Annotated in this window: 16 protein-coding genes; 8 read left to right on the forward strand and 8 right to left on the reverse strand. The window is 50.0% G+C overall.

The features are described 5' to 3' along the window. Positions 1–264 precede the first annotated feature (264 nt). The 7 genes from MJ769_RS11915 to MJ769_RS11945 all read right to left on the reverse strand — a co-directional run bounded on the left by MJ769_RS11915 (position 265) and on the right by MJ769_RS11945 (position 7,512). Positions 265–753, reverse strand: coding sequence for a hypothetical protein (locus tag MJ769_RS11915; protein ID WP_239237361.1), 489 nt, complete (start codon positions 751–753; stop codon positions 265–267). After that, on the reverse strand, positions 750–1,106 hold the full coding sequence (locus MJ769_RS11920; protein WP_239237362.1) for a helix-turn-helix transcriptional regulator: 357 nt from the start codon (positions 1,104–1,106) through the stop codon (positions 750–752). Before MJ769_RS11920 ends, MJ769_RS11915 begins: the two co-directional genes overlap by 4 nt. A gap of 49 nt (positions 1,107–1,155) precedes the next feature. After that, positions 1,156–1,572: a hypothetical protein gene (locus MJ769_RS11925; protein ID WP_239237363.1), complete on the reverse strand. Its 417-nt coding sequence runs from the start codon at positions 1,570–1,572 to the stop codon at positions 1,156–1,158. 327 nt (positions 1,573–1,899) lie between these two features. Then, positions 1,900–2,661 carry a 16S rRNA (adenine(1518)-N(6)/adenine(1519)-N(6))-dimethyltransferase RsmA gene (rsmA, locus tag MJ769_RS11930; protein WP_239237364.1) on the reverse strand — a complete coding sequence of 254 codons (762 nt, stop codon included), beginning with the start codon at positions 2,659–2,661 and terminating at the stop codon, positions 1,900–1,902. A gap of 53 nt (positions 2,662–2,714) precedes the next feature. Next, on the reverse strand, positions 2,715–3,716 hold the full coding sequence (gene pdxA, locus MJ769_RS11935) for a 4-hydroxythreonine-4-phosphate dehydrogenase PdxA (protein WP_239237365.1): 1,002 nt from the start codon (positions 3,714–3,716) through the stop codon (positions 2,715–2,717). Continuing rightward, entirely contained in the window at positions 3,716–5,263 is a 1,548-nt protein-coding gene (locus MJ769_RS11940) for a peptidylprolyl isomerase (RefSeq protein ID WP_239237366.1), read from the reverse strand. The genes pdxA and MJ769_RS11940 overlap by 1 nt, the downstream gene beginning before the upstream one ends. A gap of 29 nt (positions 5,264–5,292) precedes the next feature. Beyond that, on the reverse strand, positions 5,293–7,512 hold the full coding sequence (locus MJ769_RS11945; RefSeq protein ID WP_239237367.1) for an LPS-assembly protein LptD: 2,220 nt from the start codon (positions 7,510–7,512) through the stop codon (positions 5,293–5,295). A 70-nt stretch (positions 7,513–7,582) separates the two neighbouring features. Here MJ769_RS11945 and MJ769_RS11950 point away from each other — a divergent pair, with 70 nt between their 5' ends. Genes MJ769_RS11950 through MJ769_RS11965 form a run of 4 tightly spaced genes read left to right on the forward strand, consistent with a single transcriptional unit; the run spans position 7,583 to position 11,721 of the window. Further along, positions 7,583–8,575 carry an aminoglycoside phosphotransferase family protein gene (locus MJ769_RS11950; protein WP_239237368.1) on the forward strand — a complete coding sequence of 331 codons (993 nt, stop codon included), beginning with the start codon at positions 7,583–7,585 and terminating at the stop codon, positions 8,573–8,575. 5 nt (positions 8,576–8,580) lie between these two features. Further along, complete coding sequence (gene murU / locus MJ769_RS11955; protein ID WP_305854710.1) at positions 8,581–9,270, forward strand: N-acetylmuramate alpha-1-phosphate uridylyltransferase MurU; 690 nt, start codon at positions 8,581–8,583, stop codon at positions 9,268–9,270. Continuing rightward, positions 9,263–10,567, forward strand: coding sequence for a Xaa-Pro aminopeptidase (gene pepP / locus MJ769_RS11960; protein WP_239237370.1), 1,305 nt, complete (start codon positions 9,263–9,265; stop codon positions 10,565–10,567). The genes murU and pepP overlap by 8 nt, the downstream gene beginning before the upstream one ends. Beyond that, positions 10,564–11,721: an FAD-dependent monooxygenase gene (locus MJ769_RS11965; RefSeq protein ID WP_239237371.1), complete on the forward strand. Its 1,158-nt coding sequence runs from the start codon at positions 10,564–10,566 to the stop codon at positions 11,719–11,721. The genes pepP and MJ769_RS11965 overlap by 4 nt, the downstream gene beginning before the upstream one ends. A 178-nt stretch (positions 11,722–11,899) precedes the next feature. Here the strand turns inward: MJ769_RS11965 and MJ769_RS11970 are convergent, their stop codons facing one another. Beyond that, positions 11,900–12,652 carry a 16S rRNA (uracil(1498)-N(3))-methyltransferase gene (locus tag MJ769_RS11970; protein ID WP_239237372.1) on the reverse strand — a complete coding sequence of 251 codons (753 nt, stop codon included), beginning with the start codon at positions 12,650–12,652 and terminating at the stop codon, positions 11,900–11,902. Positions 12,653–12,788: 136 nt separating this feature from the next. On the opposite strand from MJ769_RS11970, the gene MJ769_RS11975 reads away from it, so the two are divergent. The 4 genes from MJ769_RS11975 to MJ769_RS11990 all read left to right on the forward strand — a co-directional run bounded on the left by MJ769_RS11975 (position 12,789) and on the right by MJ769_RS11990 (position 19,104). Continuing rightward, entirely contained in the window at positions 12,789–12,983 is a 195-nt protein-coding gene (locus MJ769_RS11975; protein ID WP_239237373.1) for a hypothetical protein, read from the forward strand. Continuing rightward, positions 12,984–15,395: a tetratricopeptide repeat protein gene (locus MJ769_RS11980; protein WP_239237374.1), complete on the forward strand. Its 2,412-nt coding sequence runs from the start codon at positions 12,984–12,986 to the stop codon at positions 15,393–15,395. A gap of 268 nt (positions 15,396–15,663) precedes the next feature. Next, positions 15,664–16,833 carry a class I SAM-dependent methyltransferase gene (locus MJ769_RS11985; RefSeq protein ID WP_239237375.1) on the forward strand — a complete coding sequence of 390 codons (1,170 nt, stop codon included), beginning with the start codon at positions 15,664–15,666 and terminating at the stop codon, positions 16,831–16,833. A 6-nt stretch (positions 16,834–16,839) separates the two neighbouring features. Next, positions 16,840–19,104 carry a glycosyltransferase gene (locus tag MJ769_RS11990; protein ID WP_239237376.1) on the forward strand — a complete coding sequence of 755 codons (2,265 nt, stop codon included), beginning with the start codon at positions 16,840–16,842 and terminating at the stop codon, positions 19,102–19,104. Positions 19,105–19,203: the final 99 nt, after the last annotated feature.

Below are 19,203 nucleotides of genomic sequence, written 5' to 3' on the forward strand. Positions count from 1 at the left end.
CAAGTGCATAATTAAAACAAAATTAAATCAATATGTTAAAATTGTTTCTTAAGAGTACTGACCCCGTGCGTTTCGTACGTTTTGCCTTGGCAAGTGAATGATATTTCGTTTGCCACCAATATCGTTTGGGTTAGACAACTACATGGCATACCTCCGTATCGAACTGCACATTAACCTAGTGGATGCGAGGAATGGCAGTATCAGATTGGAGTGGGGTGGGCAAATAGGTGATGGAGTAGATGGGGAGCGGCGAAATGTTGAATCTTACTTGATGGTTCGAGGCTTTGCGGTTTTAGGTTTTGAGGCAGATTGAGCTGCAGACTCCTTTGTGGCAGCTACCTTAACCAAGAGGCGAGGGCCAGTTATTTCACCCTCCTCCGTCGTTGCCATAAGCCTCAGAACAGTGGATTTTTCAATAGCAAACGGAGCAAATACGATTGCAGTACTGAGGATTGTTCGCGTGGAGGTTTCATCTAAAATCTGACTTGATACTGTAAGGTTTTCTTTTGGAATATCAACTCGAGCTAATTCAATATCAACGTCCTGCACGACCCGAAGCGTCAATGATTTAAGTGGCCTTTCTTTTGGAGTCAGAATCGATGCAAACACACATAGCTTTGGCAATGTAATGGGTGCCATTTGAACAACGAGCTCACCTTGGTAACACCCCATAAATGACAACTTGTTACCTACCTCTTGTCGGATATCGTCGCAAAAGATTGCCGTTATCAAACAAGCATCATTCATTTTCATTGTTCATCCTCAGGTGAAATTGCTTCCAAAATTACCTCTACTGGCACTCCAAGCGCCCGAGCAAGTTTTTTTACTGTACTGACCTGTGGATCAACATTGCCGAGTTCAATCCGCGCGATATGAGGCTGGCTTGTACTGGCTCGTTTCGCGAGCTCTACTTGCGACCAGCCTTTTTGAAGGCGAAGCAGTGCAATTGAAGCAGGCTGGTTACTGTAAAAACATTTCGCTACCCATTGCCGACCTTTGGTAATCGCTTCCGATACCTCGTTGGACTGTTCAAACTCGGCGACTAAATCATCAATGTCGATGGCACCGGGAATTTCTGGGAGCTTTGCAGGAACAGTAAATTCCATGCGAATCACATTACATGGTGCTGTACTAGTCGGTTGCTCCTCAAAAACCTTAGTAGGTAGTAATGCTAAGGTCTTTGTAGGCTTTACGGATGCGGCTTGTAATTTCATGATCTTTTTTGTAGTTAAAATTCCGATTAACGACGGCTAATACATAGTATTGATGCGACTTTGGCGCATATGCGTATATTATGCGATAGCGCAAACTACCTTTTGGTTCTGTCCAAATTTTCAATCGCCAAATGTTGAGTCCGGCATTCCAAAACTCATACCACTTGCTCACGTGGTAAGTCGCCGAGTAGTCAGCCCCAAAATCATGGTCAAGCAACGAGTCAATGATTTTAAGGTCGTATTTGGCCTGTTGCAGTAGAGCGACCACTTTACCAGCAGCAAACCGATCACTCACCATCAACTGCCTCAAATCATCAGCAGCATCAGGATGAATCGTCAGCGCGGATACGATACCCAATTAGGTATTGCTCGTCAAGTTGCGAGCTGGATAGACCGAGAATCCCTGCGTTAGCAGAGTGCTAAAGATGGGTTGAGTCATCGCGTTATGCTGACAGTAGTTGAAGACGCGAGAAAATGCTTCATTAGTGAATTTCATGTGGCAGAAGGTTAGCATAAATGTGGGTTATCACCTTCATCAATGATGCCGGCCCAGATGTCTTAATTACTCTGTCTAAGGCGCACTTATGCATAGAGGGATAGCCAAATTTATATTCCTGCCGCATACCAGTATCTGAAATGAATGCTATTTTACGGTGAACGACCACGATAGAAGACGTTGGCCTCATCAACCACATTCATCGGTGATGCGCGCGAACTCCACTACTCCCAGGTTTTCCGCGCGCAATTGCGCATCTATTCCCAGCCGGACGAAATCATCTTCAGATAAATAGGCCTTGAGCGTGTTACGCAGGGTCTTGCGCCGTTGTCCGAAAGCTGCGGCGACAATTTGTGAAAATAATCTTTCGTTTTGCACCAGTACTTCGCTGGCTGGCAGCGGGATCAAGCGCACAATGGCGGAATCCACTTTGGGTGACGGACGAAAAGATTCCGGCGGGACGTCGAGTAACTTTTCCATGTAAAAACGGTATTGCAGCATCACCGATAAGCGACCGTAGGCTGGGGTTGATGGTTCGGCCACCATGCGCTCCACGACTTCGTTTTGTAACATAAAGTGCATGTCGTGTATGCGGTCGCAGTAACCTGAAAAGTGGAACAACAGCGGCGAAGAAATGTTATAGGGCAGATTGCCGACAATGCGCAAGGGCGCGGGCAATTGCGCCAGATCAAATTTAAGTGCGTCGCCCGCATGGATGATCAGCTTATCCTGCGGATAGTCTTTTTCCAGGTGCGCGATAATGTCGCGATCAATTTCCACTACGTGCAGTTGATTAAGCCGCTGCAGCAATGGGCGCGTCAGCGCACCCAGGCCGGGGCCGATTTCCACCATGATATCCGCCGCTTCTGGGCGGATCGCCCGAACGATGTCGGCGATGATTTGCTCATCCACTAGGAAGTTTTGACCAAACCTTTTACGTGCTTTATGCATGGGAATACCAGGAAACTGTCATTTTTGATTTCGCGAGGAAAACGACTTCTCGATCAAGGGAGGGCTGGATCATGCAGTCTTTCGTGTTGTGCCATATCGGCCGCCATTTGAATCGCTTCAAGCATGCTGCCTGCCTCGGCACGCCCACTACCGGCCAGTTCCAGCGCGGTGCCGTGATCCACGGAAGTACGAATGATGGGCAGGCCCAGCGTCACATTCACACCCCGTCCAAAGCTGGCGTGCTTTAATACCGGCAACCCTTGGTCGTGGTACATGGCCAGCACGCAGTCACATTGGGCAAGCCGTTGCGGGGTGAAAAGTGTGTCGGCGGGTAAGGGTTCGCTGACATTTATACCTTGCGCACGTAACCGATTCAGCACCGGAATTATGATGTCGATTTCTTCGCGCCCAAGATAGCCGCCCTCACCTGCATGAGGGTTGAGACCGGCAACCAGAATGCGCGGCTGGGCAATGCCGAAACGCTCTATAAGATCACGTTGAATGACGTGCAGTACATTTTCCAATAGTGCAGGTGTAATTGCGTCGGCTACCTGCCGCAAAGAAAGGTGAGTAGTGGCTAGTGCCACACGCAGCCCACCACCCACTAGCATCATGACCTCTTGCTCGGCATGCAATTTTTCCGCTAGAAATTCAGTGTGTCCCGTGAAAGGAATGCCGGCATCGTTGATGACACCTTTGTGGACAGGCAAGGTGACCATGCCCGCGAATTCGCCCGACTGACAACCTTGCATCGCGCGGATTAGCAAATTGAGAACATGCGGGCTGTTGGCTGAATTTAGCTGGCCGGCCTGGACGGGTTGTGCCGTCGGCACATGCAGTACGCTCAAATGGCCGGGTGGCAGAGGCGATATTTGCTGCGGATCATAATCATGCCATTGGATACTTAGCCCAAGCAGAGTCGCGCGCTGTTGCAGCAAATTCTTGTCGGCCAGCACCACCAGTGCCTGTTCATGACGAGCCAATTGCAAACATAGGTCAGGGCCAATGCCGGCGGGCTCACCGGCTGTAACAGCCAACAAGTTGGCCTGCGCCATTAGATCGCTTTTTCAGGGCGATACTCGATGGTAGCCCCGTCGCGTAACTGGCGCAGCCAGTTTTGATAGGCAGCGTCAGATTTATCGGCACGTATCGCCAATTGCGCCTGCTGTTTTTTTTGTTTCTCACTTACATCGGCGTTTCGGCGATCTAATACCTGAATCAGATGCCAGCCGAAGGGAGACTGCACGGCGCTACTCATCTGTCCGATCTCCAATAGATTCATCGCGGCTTCAAACTCGGGTACCGTGTCGCCGGGTGAAAGCCAGTCCAAAGCGCCACCCTTCGCAGCACTGCCGTCCTCAGAATATAGTTGAGCCTGCTTGGGAAAAGAAGCACCCTTCTCTATCCGTTGTTTAATAGCTAACAGACGGCTCTTGGCCTCCTTCTCAGGCACCAGTTCGCTGGTTTTGATCAGGATGTGACGTGCTTGGGTCTGTGTAATGACCACAGAGCCCGCTTTGCTGCGTTTATCAAGTAGTCTGAGGATGTGAAAACCGTTCGGACTGCGGAATACTGGGCTGGTCTCACCGGGAGCCATTTTTTTCAGTTCGTCCATAAAAATGGAGGGCGTGCGATCAGCCGATCGCCAGCCGAGATCACCGCCTGTCAAGGCGTCCTGGGCATCAGAAAACCCTGCCGCCACCTGAGCGAATTCCGCACCATCTCGTAATTGTGTCAAGGCTTGCTCGGCGCGAAGTCGGATAGTCTGGATTGTTTCGGCATTGGCCTGTTCCGGCACCAGTACCAAAATGTGTACCAAATGGAATTCCTCATCCTTACCCAGTTTCTTGGCCTGGGTCTTCAGGTAATTTTCGATCTCGCCCTCACTAATCACCAGCTTACTGTCCACTTCGCGATCACGCAGACGAGCATTGATAATTTCGCCACGAATCTCCTCTCGGAATTTTTTGAATTCCACACCTTCTTTCTCCAGTTGGGCGCGAAATTCGGTCAACGTGGAGAATTTATTTTCCTTGGCGATGCGCTGCATGGTTTTTTCGAGTTGGACATCATCAATTCGTATGCCGGTTTCCCTGGCAAACTGGGCGAGCAACATTTCCGTGATCATCCGATCCAGTATCTGTTTTTTCAACATTTCTGTATCGGGTAACGTCGTACCCTGTTTTTTCAACTGGCGCTCTACGATGCTGAGCCGGTCTTCAAGTTCATAGCGGGTAATTGCATCGTTGTTTACCACTGCGACAATTTGATCGATCAATTTACGCTGAGTTTGCGACGTGTTTTTTGTCGTTGTATCGGGGGTTTGCAAATCGACGTCCGACGGTAGGATTTTATTTTGCGACGGTATTTTTTGTGTTATGTCAGGGCCGTGCTCATCAATAGCAGGCAGTGTGGCCTGAGTTTTCGATGTGTTTTTTTGCGTTACGACTGGTGCGGGCAAATCAGCGACGGGGGGTACGGCTTTAGCTTCCAACTTGTTTGCTTTCGTTGCACCGGAAATTTTCTGCTGATCAGCGGCGGAGACGTTTGCCGTGCAGGCTAGTGACAAAAGGAGTGCCAGCATCAACTTGATATGCAGCATAATAATCTTTATTCCTAAGTGAAAATTTGTTAACGAAATCCCTGCTCTGGACTTACTACTATGGGGGTGTTCAGTTTGGTAAAGCCGGCAATACTCTGACGCAACGCATTCAACGGATCGGAGCCTATCCTGACCAGGCCACTCAATTCCAATTGCATAAAGATGCCGGTCGAAACCTCATTGGTGGCTGTAGCAAAACGTTGTGCCACCACTCGTGCTGTCCAACAGCAGGCATTATACTCGACCCCGGTCAACAGCTCCAAAATACGATTATCCTGTAGGGAATAGTTCCAGCGTGCCATCGCATGCCAACGTTGCGACAATGGCCATTGGGTAGATATGTCCACCTGTCTCAGGCTGTTACGCGTAAAACGGTAACCCAGGTTGAGTACTTTTCCACTTTCCGGCTGGTAACGCGCGCCCACGTTTAATTTCTCTGTGCGCGCTTGGTTGGGGTTGTACTGTAAAGCGCTATTCAGCGACCACGCGGGTGTAACCTGACCTAAAACAGCAAGCAAAATATCCGATTTGCTGTTGGTGGCTTCTACAGGGCTCACCAGATTTACCAGCGGTGTCTTAAAGCTGAAGCGCTGACCTATGGCTACACGCAACCGTTCCGCACCACTATTCGCATCGAGCAGACGTGAGGTAAGCGACAGTGTGACTTGTTGGGCATCACCAATACGATCGTTACCGAAAAAACGGTTCTCGGTAAACATCTGAGCAAAGTTGAAGTCGGCTTGGGCTGTGTCGAAATTCGGCAGTTGGTTCTGATTGCGATATGGAATGTACAAGAAATAAGCGCGCGGCTCCAGCGTCTGCACGTATTCACGCTTCCCCACTTTCCAATCACGTTCCAGCGCCATGCCGCTATCCAGGCTGACTATCGGCAAGGTGCGGCTTGAATCGGGTAACGCCCCCACATTGTTCGCACCCAGCGAATAATCAGTGTAGTGCACGCCAAATTTTGGAGTCATATAAAATGAAGGGGCGGTAATCAGCGGGTAGCTCAAGCTAGGGTACATCACCAAACGCCGCCCATTAACACTAGTGGGATGGCTGAAACTCACCAACTCTCCGGTAAACGCCATATCTCCCCCAGCCAGCGGACGTAGCGCGCCCAGGGTTATTTGTGGCAAGCGGCGATATGGCTCCGCCACTGGCGCGGCCGGATCTTGCAAGGTTTGATAGCTCTGCATCCGAGCTGTGGCATTCCACCAGCCACCGCCATAGTTCAGTACGCCTTCACGCACCAGATTGGTTAATGACGTCTCGCTCAATAAGTTCGACATATCACGGAAATATGCATCGTCTGATACGTAGTTGAGATTTGTCGATGCGCTCAAGCCATTACCAAAATTATGGGCATGCCTGAGCGATGACCGCAAACGGGTGCTATTCGTAAGCGTATCATTGGGCAGTATGTCCAGATGAGCCTCGCCGGCATAATTTGTGTCCAGATAGCGAAATTCGTTTTTCACCATCAATCCCCGCTTGGCCATCACGCGCGGTTCTATGGTTGCATCACGGTTGGGCGCGATATTCCAGTAATAGGGCAGTGACACTTCGCTACCGCTCCTTGCTGTACTTCCGAATATTGGACCCAGAAAACCAGATTGACGCTTGTTGGTGAGCGAAAAATTCATCCACGGCATATACAAAATAGGTACACCCAAAAACTCCACGCGCGCGTTGCGTGCCACTCCTACTTGGCTGTTACTGTCAATTTCCAGTTGGCTCGCCTTTAGCAACCAGTCGTCATTGCCTATAGGACACATGGTATATTCCACATTCTGCACGGAGTATTTCTGCTGGCCTTTCATAAGCAGGATGTCGGCATTCCCACGGGAATTGTTGGCGGCTAACGTGAACACCGGCTTCGTCATTTCACCGATGTTTGTATCCAGATTGAGCTTCACATGCGGGCCTTGCATTTGCATGCCGTTCTGCTCTAGGCGTACCGCGCCATCGGCAACCAATTCTTGGCTGGTTTGCTGGTACACCACACGATCAGCGAATACCGTCTGGCCGCGCTTGCGCAACTCGACGTCGCCGCTAGCAACGATCTGATTTTCAGTCTGACCTTCTAAACGCTGTGCCGAAATGTAAGCAGGAGTCTCTTCTGTACCCTTAGGCATATTCATGAACGTACGATCGAGCTTCAGCAGCAATGCATCACCTTTGGCATAAACCATAGGCGTAAAAACACTGAGCAGGGAAAGCGCAACGAGGTTAAGACGAAGATGCATGGAGCAGGGTCGACAAATTTAAGATGCTAAAATCGCACAAATCCACGATTTAGGCAATCCAAAATCAATAATGAAACGTCAACAACAGATTAAAGCATGGCTGCATAGCAAGTTTCCCGATAGTTTATTCAATCTTTCGCCAGCCTCTGCCGATGCCAGCTTCCGCCGCTACTTCCGCGCTACTTTCGCCGATCGCACGCTGATAGTGATGGATGCGCCGCCTCAAAATGAAGACTGTCGCCCGTTTATTCATGTTGCCCAACTGTTCAGTGCAGCTGGGGTGCATGTGCCGCAGGTGCTGGCACAGGATCTGGAACAAGGCTTTCTGTTGCTGACTGATTTGGGCAACACCACTTACCTGCAAGCACTTCATACCAGCAATGCACATGAACTATACGGCGCCGCCACCGATGCGTTGGTCACTATTCAGCTGGCGAGCCGCGAATTTGAATTGCCGCCTTATGATGAGACACTACTTCTGCGCGAAATGAACCTGTTTCCGGAATGGTATGTCGCTAAACATTTGCAGGTCAAGCTGGACGAGAAACAAAACGCGGCGTTAGAAACCGTGTTTCAGCGCATTCTCCAAAACAACTTGGCACAGCCGCGCGTGTTTGTTCATCGTGATTATCATTCACGTAACTTGATGGTCAGCACACCGAATCCGGGCATTCTGGATTTTCAGGATGCAGTCTATGGGCCGATCACTTATGACCTGGCTTCGTTGTTTAAAGATGCTTATATTCACTGGGAAGAAGCTGAAGTACTGGACTGGCTGATCCGCTATTGGGAAAAAGCGCGCAAGTCTGGTCTACCGGTACACAATTCTTTTTCCGATTTTTTCCGGGATTTTGAATGGATGGGCGTACAGCGGCATTTGAAAGTGCTGGGTATCTTTGCCCGACTGTATCACCGGGACAACAAGGATGGTTATCTGAAAGACATACCGCTGGTGATGGATTATTTGCGCCGTGCTTGTGAACGCTACGTGGATTTAAAACCTCTGCTGCAGATACTGGATACACTGGAGAAAAAACAACCAGTGGTAGGGTACACCTTTTGAAAGCCATGCTACTGGCCGCCGGACGTGGTGAACGCATGCGTCCGCTCACTGACCACACGCCCAAACCTTTATTGCAAGCCGGCGGCAAATCGCTCATTGTGTGGCATATCGAGAATATGGCAAGAGCGGGCATCTGTGACCTGGTAATCAATCATGCCTATCTCGGCAATCAAATCGAAGCTGCGTTAGGCAATGGCTGCCAGTTCGGCATACGCATTCGCTACTCAGCGGAAAATCCTGTACTTGAAACAGCGGGAGGCATTGCTAATGCATTACCGTTATTGGGTGATGCGCCGTTTGCCGTTATCAACAGCGACATCTACTGCGACTATGATTTTGTTCAACTTCCCGAACATGCGGCTGTACTTAAAGCAAGCGGCGATACCGCACATCTGGTGTTAGTCAACAATCCTGCGCATCATCCCAACGGGGATTTTGGTTTGATCAGTGACAGAGTAGTCAATAACGCACCCGCATTTACTTTCAGTGGCATAGGAATTTATCAGCCCAGCTTGTTCGCCAATATCCCGCGTGGCACCGTTGCGCCGCTCGCGCCGCTGCTACGTGCCCAGATTGCGCTTGGCAAGGTGCGCGGCGAACATTATAGAGGCCGCTGGCTGGACGTGGGGACACCGCAACGCCTTGAAACACTCGACAACGAATTACGTTCACAGCACAATGCCAATCATGTTTAATACCTCTCTTTATGCCAGCCGCCGTAACCGCCTTATTAATCAGATGCAGCGGGGTATTGCTGTTATTCCCACCGCACCGGAAGTACTGCGCAATGGCGACGCGTTTTATCCTTATCGCTTTGACAGCCACTTTCACTACCTAACCGGCTTTGATGAACCGGAAGCCGTACTCGTACTGATTGCTGGCGCTGTCCCGCAGTCCTTTCTGTTCTGTCGCGCGAAGGATATGGAGCGCGAAATATGGGATGGTTTTCGCCATGGACCAGATGGTGCAAAAGAAAAATTTGGCTTCGATGCTGCATTTCCCATCGCACAACTGGATGAAAAACTCACCGAGCTGATGGGCAACCAGTCCGCACTGTTCCATCCGCTTGGCGCTCATGCCCCGTGGGATGATCGCATTCTTGCGCTGCGCGCAAGTGTGCAGGCAAAGGTGCGTAGCGGCATAACCGCACCAAATGAAATTCATGACATACGCATGCTGCTTGATGAAATGCGTTTAATTAAAGATAGTGACGAGCTTGCCATCATGCGGCGCTCCGCCACCATTTCTGCTGCTGCGCATATCCGCGCTATGCGCGCCACTCGCCCCGGCAAAATGGAATATGAACTCGAGGCAGAGCTGTTGCACGAATTTCGCAAAAACGGTGCGCAAGCACCCGCCTATACTTCAATAGTTGCCGGCGGCGTCAATGCCTGCGTATTGCACTACATCAGTAACAACGCACAATTACAAGACGGCGAGTTATTGCTGATAGATGCGGCGTGCGAAGTCGATGGCTATGCGGCAGACATCACCCGAACCTTTCCGGTAAATGGTCGTTTTAATGGTACACAAAAAGACGTATATGAGTTGGTATTGACGGCACAGGCCGCCGCAATTGCAGCCGCACGTCCCGGCTCACACTGGAACGAACCGCATGACGCTGCCGTGCGCGTTCTAGCGCAAGGCTTTGTCGATCTTAAGCTATGCAATGGCAGTGTCGACGCTGTGTTGGAAAGCGGTAGCTACAAACGCTTCTACATGCATCGTACCGGCCACTGGCTCGGCATGGATGTGCATGATGTCGGCGCATACAAACTGGACAATCATTGGCGCGCACTGCAGCCAGGCATGACACTTACTGTCGAGCCGGGCTGTTATATCCGTCCGGCCGATGACGTACCGCAAGCATTCTGGAACATCGGTATCCGCATTGAAGATGATGTAGCCATCACCGCACAGGGCTGCGAAGTGCTGACCGAATCCGTACCTAAAACTGTAACGGCTATTGAAGACTTGATGAAACAGCCATGAATGCACATTGCGACATCGCAATAATCGGAGGTGGCCCGGTTGGCAATGCGTTGATGCTCGCACTGCGCGACAGCGGATTGCGGATTACCATGCTGGAAGCGCGCACCATAGAAAAAGTGAGCACTGACCCGCGTGCCTTGGCGCTGTCCAGTGGCAGCCGTCAGTTACTGGAGAGACTCGGGGTTTGGGAAGGTATAACGCAAGTTTCGTTGATCAAGACTATCCACGTTTCACAGAAAAATTCTTTCGGCCGCACCCTGTTACGCGCCGAAGAACTCGAGGTGTCGGAACTGGGCTACGTGCTGCCCTACACTGCATTGCAAAACGCATTACAAAGTGCTTCAAAGGGGAGCACAACAACCTGTCTCACCGGCGCTGCTGTTACTCAACTACAAAGCACAGCGAATGGTGCATCCATCAACTACCACCATGCTGGGCAGGATCACCAACTTGAAGCGCGCTTAGCGGTGGTAGCCGATGGAGGGAAGTTGCTGGAAGCCACCCATCCGCCGGAAATTCGCGATTACGGCCAAAGCGCCATCATTGCACATGTCACCTGCACCCATCCGCAGCCGGACACCGCTTTCGAGCGCTTTACGATGCAAGGGCCATTGGCGCTGCTGCCATTCAGGGACGGTTACGAACTGGTGTGGACTGCGACACATGAAATGGCGCAGGAAATGCTGCACTGGAATGATGAAACTTTTTTAACCCAACTGCACCAACACTTCGGTGATCGAGCTGGAAAATTCTTAACTCTTGGGCAACGTACCTGCTTTCCCCTGCGGCTCAAGCGCGCGCCCGAAATCACGCTACCGCACACAGTATTGATCGGCAATGCAGCACAGACGTTGCATCCCGTGGCCGGACAAGGTTTCAACATGGGGCTGCGCGACGCATGGGAACTAGCGCAAGCGATTCTTGACTGCGAACCTGAGGCACTTGGTTCAGATGCAATGCTTGCCAACTATCGCAAACAACGTCAGCTTGATCGCCGTGCCGGCATGCATTTTACCGATGGCTTGGTGCGCCTTTTCTCCAATGATCTGTTGCTGCTTAAATCAGGGCGCGCGGCTGCACTTACGATACTGGACTGCCTGCCGGGCGCGAAAAAATTCGTAGCAAGACGCATGATGTTTGGAACCAATGGGTAGCAAACCATGTCTGCCAATACCAAGTGGTTTGGTTTATGAAATTCATCCAGTAACTGTTTTTATTCAATAAGATAACGGATATTTTTTGCTACGGTGGTGTTCATTATTTTTCAAGGTTGCAGTATTTTCTGCCATATGATCGCTTAGGCAAATTTGATTGCACCCTCTGATAACTTCCCTAAATAAAATCCCCCCACAAAGTTTGCAAAGTAGCGATGCCCGCCACAGCAGCCGTCTCGGTACGTAGCAAGCGTGCGCCTAAACGGACAGAAACAAAACCCGCCTGCTGAGCAAGCTCCATTTCGTCCGTACTGAAGCCACCTTCCGGTCCAATCAGTAGGATGGCTTTATCTTGCGGTGTCGGCTGCTCATGCAATGTTGTCAAGGCCTCTGGCAACAGGATAAATTTACTGCCCGGCGCATCGCCCATAGCGGCGATCCAAGAGCGGAACTCCAGTGGAGCGTTAACCTTAGGTAAAACGTTTCTGCCACATTGTTCACATGCTGCAATGGTAATGCCATGCCAATGCTGGGTGCGCTTTTCAGCGCGTTCTCCAGCTAGCTTTGTCATGCTACGTTGAGTCTGCACTGGCTGTATTTCGGTAGCACCGAGTTCAGTGGCCTTTTGTATTACCCAGTCCATTTTTTCGCTACTACACAGCGCCTGCGCTAGCACGATATTTAATGGCGTTTCGCGGTTGACCGTGCAGACCTCCAGTTTTTCCAACACCACACTTTTACCTACGATTTCGCAGATGCGACCATGAAGCTCATTGCCTATCCCATCAAATACCCGAACTTCATCAGTCACGCGCAGGCGCAAAACTCGGCTGGCATGATGTGCGGCGGCTTGTGGCAGCTCAAATTTGGTGCTTGCATGCAGCGGCGGAGGGCAATAGAAACGCGGTGTAGTCATTGATCGATTAGGCATAAATTGTCTGCATGATAATATAACGGCCACACCTAAAAACTCAAATTCGATATTAAGGTCAAAGTTGCTTATTTCAGACATATGCCATGCACTATAAATATTTTTAGTGCTGTATCTTGTTTGGAGTGGGGAATTCATGATGAGTATTGCCGTTGAAACCCGGTTTACAACTGCGGGGGCGGCAAGCGCCATGGCTGGCGGCCCGGTTGCTCGATACCGCCACCAAGCACCGGATCGGTTTATAAGTATCCTGCACTTGGCAGTTGCCCCGCCCGAGCTGCTACGTAAGCGAATAGACAACACCAATCTAAAATATTCAAACGATATTTAAATGAAAAAAATCGGCCGAAATGATCCTTGTCCTTGTGGCAGTGGGAAAAAATATAAGCATTGCTGCGAGCCAAATAGCGAAGTTGGTATGGCTAAAACGCAGTCATCGGCTTTATCAATCTCCCAAGTCATCCAGGTTGCACGAGAACACCATCAAGCTGGGCGTTTGTCTCAAGCAGAAGCTATATACCAGCAAATACTCCAGGTAGCGCCAAACCACCCGGACGCGCTGCATTTATCAGGGTTGATCGCCCTTCGGGGAGGAAAGAACGAGATTGCTATTGGACTAATTAGCAGAGCCATCAGAGTAAATCCATCTAATCCAATTTATTACATTAACTTGGGGAATGCGCTCAAAGATCAAGGTCGGCTAGAAGAAGCGATCCTTAACTACCGCCAAGCGCTTTCGATCAAGCCAGATTTTGCAGAAGCGTGCAACAACTTGGGGAGTGCCCTGAAGGAACACGGTGATTTGGAAGCTGCGATTGAAAGTTTCCGTCGGTCAATCGCATTGAAGCCTAACTTTGCCGAGACGCACAGCAATTTGGGAAATGCGCTCAAAGATCAAGGCCAGCTAGAGGAAGCGATAGCCTGCTACGGCCAGGCACTTCTGCTTAAGCCTGATTATGCCGAGGCCTACAACAACTTGGGAGCTGCTCTTAAAGCTCAAAACAAGCTGGATGCAGCAATCAAAAGTTACCAGAAGGCGATTTCGCTCAAGTCAGATTTTTTTGATGCGCATAACAATTTGGGGAATGCGCTCATGGCACAAGGCAAACTGGATGTGGCTGTTGCGAGCTTCTACCAGTCGCTCTTAATCAAACCCGATGTTGCCGAAGTGCACAACAATTTGGGGAATGCGCTTAAAGATCAAGGCAAATTGGATGCGGCGATTGAGAGCTTCCAGAGAGCGCTCGAGATCAAGTCAGATTTTGCCGAGGCGCACAGCAACCTAGGACTTGCGCTACAGAAGCAAAGTAAAATGGACGAGGCGATTGCCCACTACAACAAAGCACTTTCAATCAAGCCGGATTACGCCGAAGCCTACAACAATTTGGGACTTGCGCTACAGGAACAAGGCAAATTGGATGAGGCGATCGACAGCTACCACAAGGCACTTGCGCTCAGGCCAATATATCCCAAGGCACACAGCAACCTGCTTTTTGCACTGAGTTTTTATTCCAAGTGTTTGCCTGATACCTATCTTGCAGAAGCACGTCATTATGGCAATCAAGTGATGAAGAAGGTCCAACCGTATACAAGTTGGTCCGGTTATCCAGCAAACACAGCAGAACGAGATGGGCAGGCTCTGCGGATTGGTTTGGTCTCGGGAGACTTTAAAGCGCATCCAGTTGGTTTTTTCCTGGAAAGCATACTCGCGAATTTGAACCCTGCTCGGGTAGAACTGGTTGCATACTCGATGTCTCCGCAAGAGGACGAACTCACCGCCCGTATCCGGCCTTATTTTGTTGCGTGGAATATTATCGTGGGTCTAAGCGACGAAGCCGCAGCCCGGAAGATTCACGACGATGGTATTCATATACTCATTGATCTGGCAGGGCATACTGCCAGCAATCGTTTGCCCATGTTTGCACTGAAGCCTGCCCCGGTGCAAGTAAGTTGGTTGGGCTATTTCGCTACGACCGGGTTACCTGGGATGGATTATCTGCTGGCAGACCCGGTATCGGTGCCAGAATCTCACCGGGAGCATTTTACTGAAACAGTGTGGTATTTGCCAGAAACCCGGCTTTGCTTTACCCCACCTGCGAATACAACAGGACTGGAAGTAACTCCCTTGCCGGCAGTACCGAATGGCTATATCACTTTTGGTTGTTTCCAAAATTTTACCAAGGTGAATAATGCTGTGCTGGCCGCATGGGGACGAATTTTCCTAGCTTTGCCAGAAGCTCGACTACGGCTGCAAAGCAGTCAGATGAATTGCCCAACCGCGCGCGAATATTTACAGCATCGCTTAGCCCACGCCGGGATAACGCCGGAGCGGGTAACAATGGAAGGACATGTTCCCAGAGCGGATTATCTTGCGGCGTATGCTAACGTGGATATCATTCTGGACACATTCCCTTATCCGGGCGGCACCACAACCTGCGAAGCTTTGTGGATGGGGGTGCCTACACTGACTCTCGCCGGCAGCACTTTACTCGCCCGCCAAGGTGCAAGCATGCTAGCCTGTGCCGGTCTGGAAGACTGGATTGCCAGCGATGAGGATGACTACGTAACCCGGACGTTGTTTCACGCCACTGACATTGATCGGTTGGCGAAACTGCGGTCAGGATTACGTCAGAAAGTGCTTGCTTCACCACTTTTTAATGCTCCACGTTTTGCCCTGCATCTGGAGGATGCACTGCAAAAAATGTGGGAACAGAAGATGTACGTGGAGTTTGACTTGAAATAAATTTGTGGCGTATCTCAAGAGGCATGCATCACACCAATGCTTGAGATTTATGATCTTGCTTGAAACGTTCTCATTCTGATGTTTAATGGGTAGCCCCAATTTGAACTTCTTTGCAATGTTGTTGTCTTTGTGCCAAGGGTTGAAAAAGCTTAAAGTTCAATATATTTCAGGACTTAACCTATAGTATTCATAGTCTAAGTAATTTAATTCAGTGCTGAATTAGTCTAGGTAGCGTGTATAATCTTTTGTTTTTATATGTGTAGAATTTGTGAGCCCAACTCCTTCCTTCACCGGTGAGCGTTTTTTGCCGGAGTGCAGTGGTGAAATCTGGTATGAGCATTGGCACCGCTATGCCTTGGCGCGCCAGTTAAGCCAAGATTGCACAGTTTTGGATGTGGCCTGTGGTGAAGGCTATGGTGCCGCCATGGTGGCTGAAACTGCATATAAAGTGGTGGGTGTTGATTTATCCGTAGACACAGTTCAGCATGCCAAAAACAACTATCGGCATCATGCAAACCTGCAATTCGTTTCGGCTTCATGTGAATGTTTGCCATTTTCAGACGCAAGCTTTGACTTTGCAATCTCCTTTGAAACAATAGAGCACATTGAGAAACAGAAAGAGTTTATTTCTGAGCTCATGCGTGTTCTGCGCCCGGATGGGGTGTTGATTCTGTCCTCTCCAAACAAGCGCTTGTATTCTGATGCACACGATTATCACAATGAATTTCATGTGCGTGAATTGTATCGACATGAGCTGGAAGAATTGCTACATGATCCTTTCCCGCATATATACTGGTTGGGCCAAAAACTATTGTTTCATTCTGCTATTTGGCCAGAAAATCAAGCCTGCGCTACTGCAGAATATTTGGTTAGCCACGATCAGCAAGTGACTGTATCCAGCCATTTTTCTGTTGAGCCAATGTATTACATCGCAGTGTGCAGTCGTAACCCAGCTATGTTGCCCACCACGCTCAATAAACTTTCTTTGTTTAGTGACAGTGTCGAAATGGTATATCAGGATTATGCCAGACAAACGAAGCGTGTCATGGAGCTGGATCAGCTTCTGAAAGATCGCGAGTGTTTGATTGCTGAACGTGATGGTTTCCTCTCGCTCCGCACTCAACAAATGGCAGAACGTGAAAATCTGATCGCTGAACGAGATGCACTTCTGGACATCCGCACCGAACAATTAAATGAACATACTGAACTATTAAGTGAACGTACCGCACATTTAAGTGTTTGTACAGAACAATTAAATGAACGCACTGAAGAAATAATCAAACTCAATGCACTTCTGGTGTTACGCAACGAACAAATTTCTGAACATGAGCGCTTGAATGTTGCCCTCAACCAGCAAATTGATTATCGCGCCAGTCTTGTTTGGTGGCTAAAATCGCCGTTACGCTTCATTACACGTGCCATCAAAGGGAACTCTTGAATTAGCATGCTATCCCCAGCAATCGACATCATCATCCCGGTATACAATGCATATGAGGACTTGCAGCGCTGTCTCGACAGCGTGCTTCGCACCGCCAAGCCCCATCACTGCATCATCATGATCGACGATTGTTCGACGGATAGCCGCATCGCCGATTATTTTGAGACACTGCGCAGCACAGCAGACCCGCGTTTGTGGCTGCTCCAGAACGATACCAATATCGGTTTTGTCAGCACTGTTAACCGTGCTATGGAGCTCAGTCAAAATGATGTGGTGTTGCTCAATTCCGATACCATCGTTACCTCAGGCTGGTTGGAAAAATTTTTCAGTTGCGCCAATTCAGACCCGCTTATCGGCACAATCACGCCGTTTTCTAACAACGCCGAAATTTGCTCGTTCCCGATTTTTTGCCAAGATAACGCGTTGCCGCAAGGAATGAATGCGGAGGACGTCAATTGTGCCATTGAGGCAGCTTCCCTGCGCGTTTATCCTGACATACCCACCGGGGTCGGATTTTGCATGTTTATTCGGCGCCGTCTGCTTAATAAAATCGGCCTGTTCGATGCGGTTACTTTCGGTCTCGGCTACGGCGAAGAAAATGATTTTTGTATGCGGGCGCTGGCCGCTGGATGGCGCAACGTGCTATGCGACGACACTTTCGTCCAGCATGTTGGAAAATGCTCCTTTAGTACGAAAAAAGAGACGCTGGTTGAAGAAAATATGCAGCGCTTGCTGGCTAAGCATCCCGACTATATGCAGCGTGTCATGGCATTCATCGTGGCCGACCCAATCAAGCCGATCCGTCAGTTGGCACAGTCGTTCCTGGCTCTCACCGGAGCGGCTGGCGAAAGGCCTGGCATCCTGCATATCATGCACGGCCGTAGCGGCGGAACCGAGCAGCACACCCGTAGTTTGATGCACAGTGACGGCGGAAACTACCGCCATTATTTGCTGGTAACCATGGATGATGTCTGGCAATTGAAGGATGCCAACAGCGGTGAGCTGCTGACTTATCTATTCAACCGGCAACCCGACCAGCTGTGGACGGAGTTTCTGGCCGGCCTGTGTGCCAATTTTCGTATCCATTTGTGTCACATACATCACCTGGCTGGCTGTCGACCGGGTTTACTGGAAGCGATGCGTAACCTTGAAATTCCATTTGGTTTCAGTGTGCATGATTTTTTTCTGGCTTGTCCGACCATCAATCTGCTCGACGCTTCAGGTCTATATTGTGGCAGCGAAACTGTAGCATCGCGCTGTCAAAATTGCCTTAATGCCCAGCCAGACTTTCGCGGCATTGACATTGTCGCTTGGCGCGCAGTGCATGCTGAGTTCATTGAACGGGCAGTATTCGTGATTGCTCCTAGTGACTTGGCCGCCGAAATGTTTCGCCGCTATTTTCCGCACGGTAATGTTCGCGTTATCCAGCACGGCGTCGATTTTACTGCCAACCAAATTAATGCGCTGACATCGGCGCTACTGCTGCCGAAGGATACGGTTCAAAGTATCGGTGTATTGGGTGCCATCGGCCCGGTCAAAGGTGCCCGTCAACTGGAACGCTTAGTGGCACGCAGCCGCGAACGCAAGCTGCCATTTCGCTGGGTTGTGGTCGGCTACATGGATCGCCAGTTTCAGCCCTATCAGACTGCCGACGCCATATTGACAGTGCATGGCCAATACACACCGGATCATATGGAAGCCTTGCTCGACCATTATCGAATTAACCTGGTGGTGTTCCCGTCCGCCGGCCCGGAAACCTATTGCTACACTCTGACCGAAGCCTGGATGGCTGGACGACCAGCATTGGTACCACCGATCGGCGCGTTACATGAGCGTGTGCAAACGAATGGTGCCGGCTGGATCATGCAAGACTGGTGTGATACGGATGCTATTTTAGATGACATCATTTCGATATTACTACCGGAAAACAGTACCGATTTTGCGCTCAAGCAAGCACAGGCGCGGGCAGTGCCGGTCGCCTCGGTTCGCGACATGGCTAACGCAACCGAGATGGTATACCACGAAGTTTTGTCACACCAAATCGTCAAATTTGCCGCACCGTTGCCGCAAATTACCCTTTATACCGCGCTGCAAACCGCGCTGGGATTGGCTGCTGCCGACAAGCACCGTGCGCTATCAATCGGTGAGCATTGGTTGCTGCGGCTTGCACATCTCGGCTTGCGTTTGCGTTATACACTGCTTGGCCGGTGGCTATATCGCATCATCCCAGTTAGATGGCAACAAATCCTTAAGCAACGTCTATTGGCATAGGTATCCTTCACCCATCTATCCCTGAACGATTTGGGGAAATGGCGTATTTATTAGCTTTTCTGGATGTTCAAGCCATGTAGAGTACCGATTTCTTACAAA

The sequence above is a fragment of the Candidatus Nitrotoga sp. BS genome (genome assembly GCF_927797785.1).
Taxonomy (GTDB): Bacteria; Pseudomonadota; Gammaproteobacteria; order Burkholderiales; family Gallionellaceae; genus Nitrotoga.

Excerpts from the sequence above, each read along its gene's own strand:
- MJ769_RS11915 (WP_239237361.1), bottom strand. The coding sequence starts at position 753 with ATGAAAATGAATGATGCTTGTTTGATAACGGCAATCTTTTGCGACGAT.
- MJ769_RS11920 (WP_239237362.1), bottom strand. The coding sequence starts at position 1,106 with ATGGAATTTACTGTTCCTGCAAAGCTCCCAGAAATTCCCGGTGCCATC.
- rsmA (WP_239237364.1), bottom strand. The coding sequence starts at position 2,661 with ATGCATAAAGCACGTAAAAGGTTTGGTCAAAACTTCCTAGTGGATGAG.
- pdxA (WP_239237365.1), bottom strand. The coding sequence starts at position 3,716 with ATGGCGCAGGCCAACTTGTTGGCTGTTACAGCCGGTGAGCCCGCCGGC.
- MJ769_RS11940 (WP_239237366.1), bottom strand. The coding sequence starts at position 5,263 with ATGCTGCATATCAAGTTGATGCTGGCACTCCTTTTGTCACTAGCCTGC.
- MJ769_RS11945 (WP_239237367.1), bottom strand. The coding sequence starts at position 7,512 with ATGCATCTTCGTCTTAACCTCGTTGCGCTTTCCCTGCTCAGTGTTTTT.
- MJ769_RS11950 (WP_239237368.1), top strand. The coding sequence starts at position 7,583 with ATGAAACGTCAACAACAGATTAAAGCATGGCTGCATAGCAAGTTTCCC.
- murU (WP_305854710.1), top strand. The coding sequence starts at position 8,581 with ATGCTACTGGCCGCCGGACGTGGTGAACGCATGCGTCCGCTCACTGAC.
- pepP (WP_239237370.1), top strand. The coding sequence starts at position 9,263 with ATGTTTAATACCTCTCTTTATGCCAGCCGCCGTAACCGCCTTATTAAT.
- MJ769_RS11965 (WP_239237371.1), top strand. The coding sequence starts at position 10,564 with ATGAATGCACATTGCGACATCGCAATAATCGGAGGTGGCCCGGTTGGC.
- MJ769_RS11970 (WP_239237372.1), bottom strand. The coding sequence starts at position 12,652 with ATGCCTAATCGATCAATGACTACACCGCGTTTCTATTGCCCTCCGCCG.
- MJ769_RS11975 (WP_239237373.1), top strand. The coding sequence starts at position 12,789 with ATGATGAGTATTGCCGTTGAAACCCGGTTTACAACTGCGGGGGCGGCA.
- MJ769_RS11980 (WP_239237374.1), top strand. The coding sequence starts at position 12,984 with ATGAAAAAAATCGGCCGAAATGATCCTTGTCCTTGTGGCAGTGGGAAA.
- MJ769_RS11990 (WP_239237376.1), top strand. The coding sequence starts at position 16,840 with ATGCTATCCCCAGCAATCGACATCATCATCCCGGTATACAATGCATAT.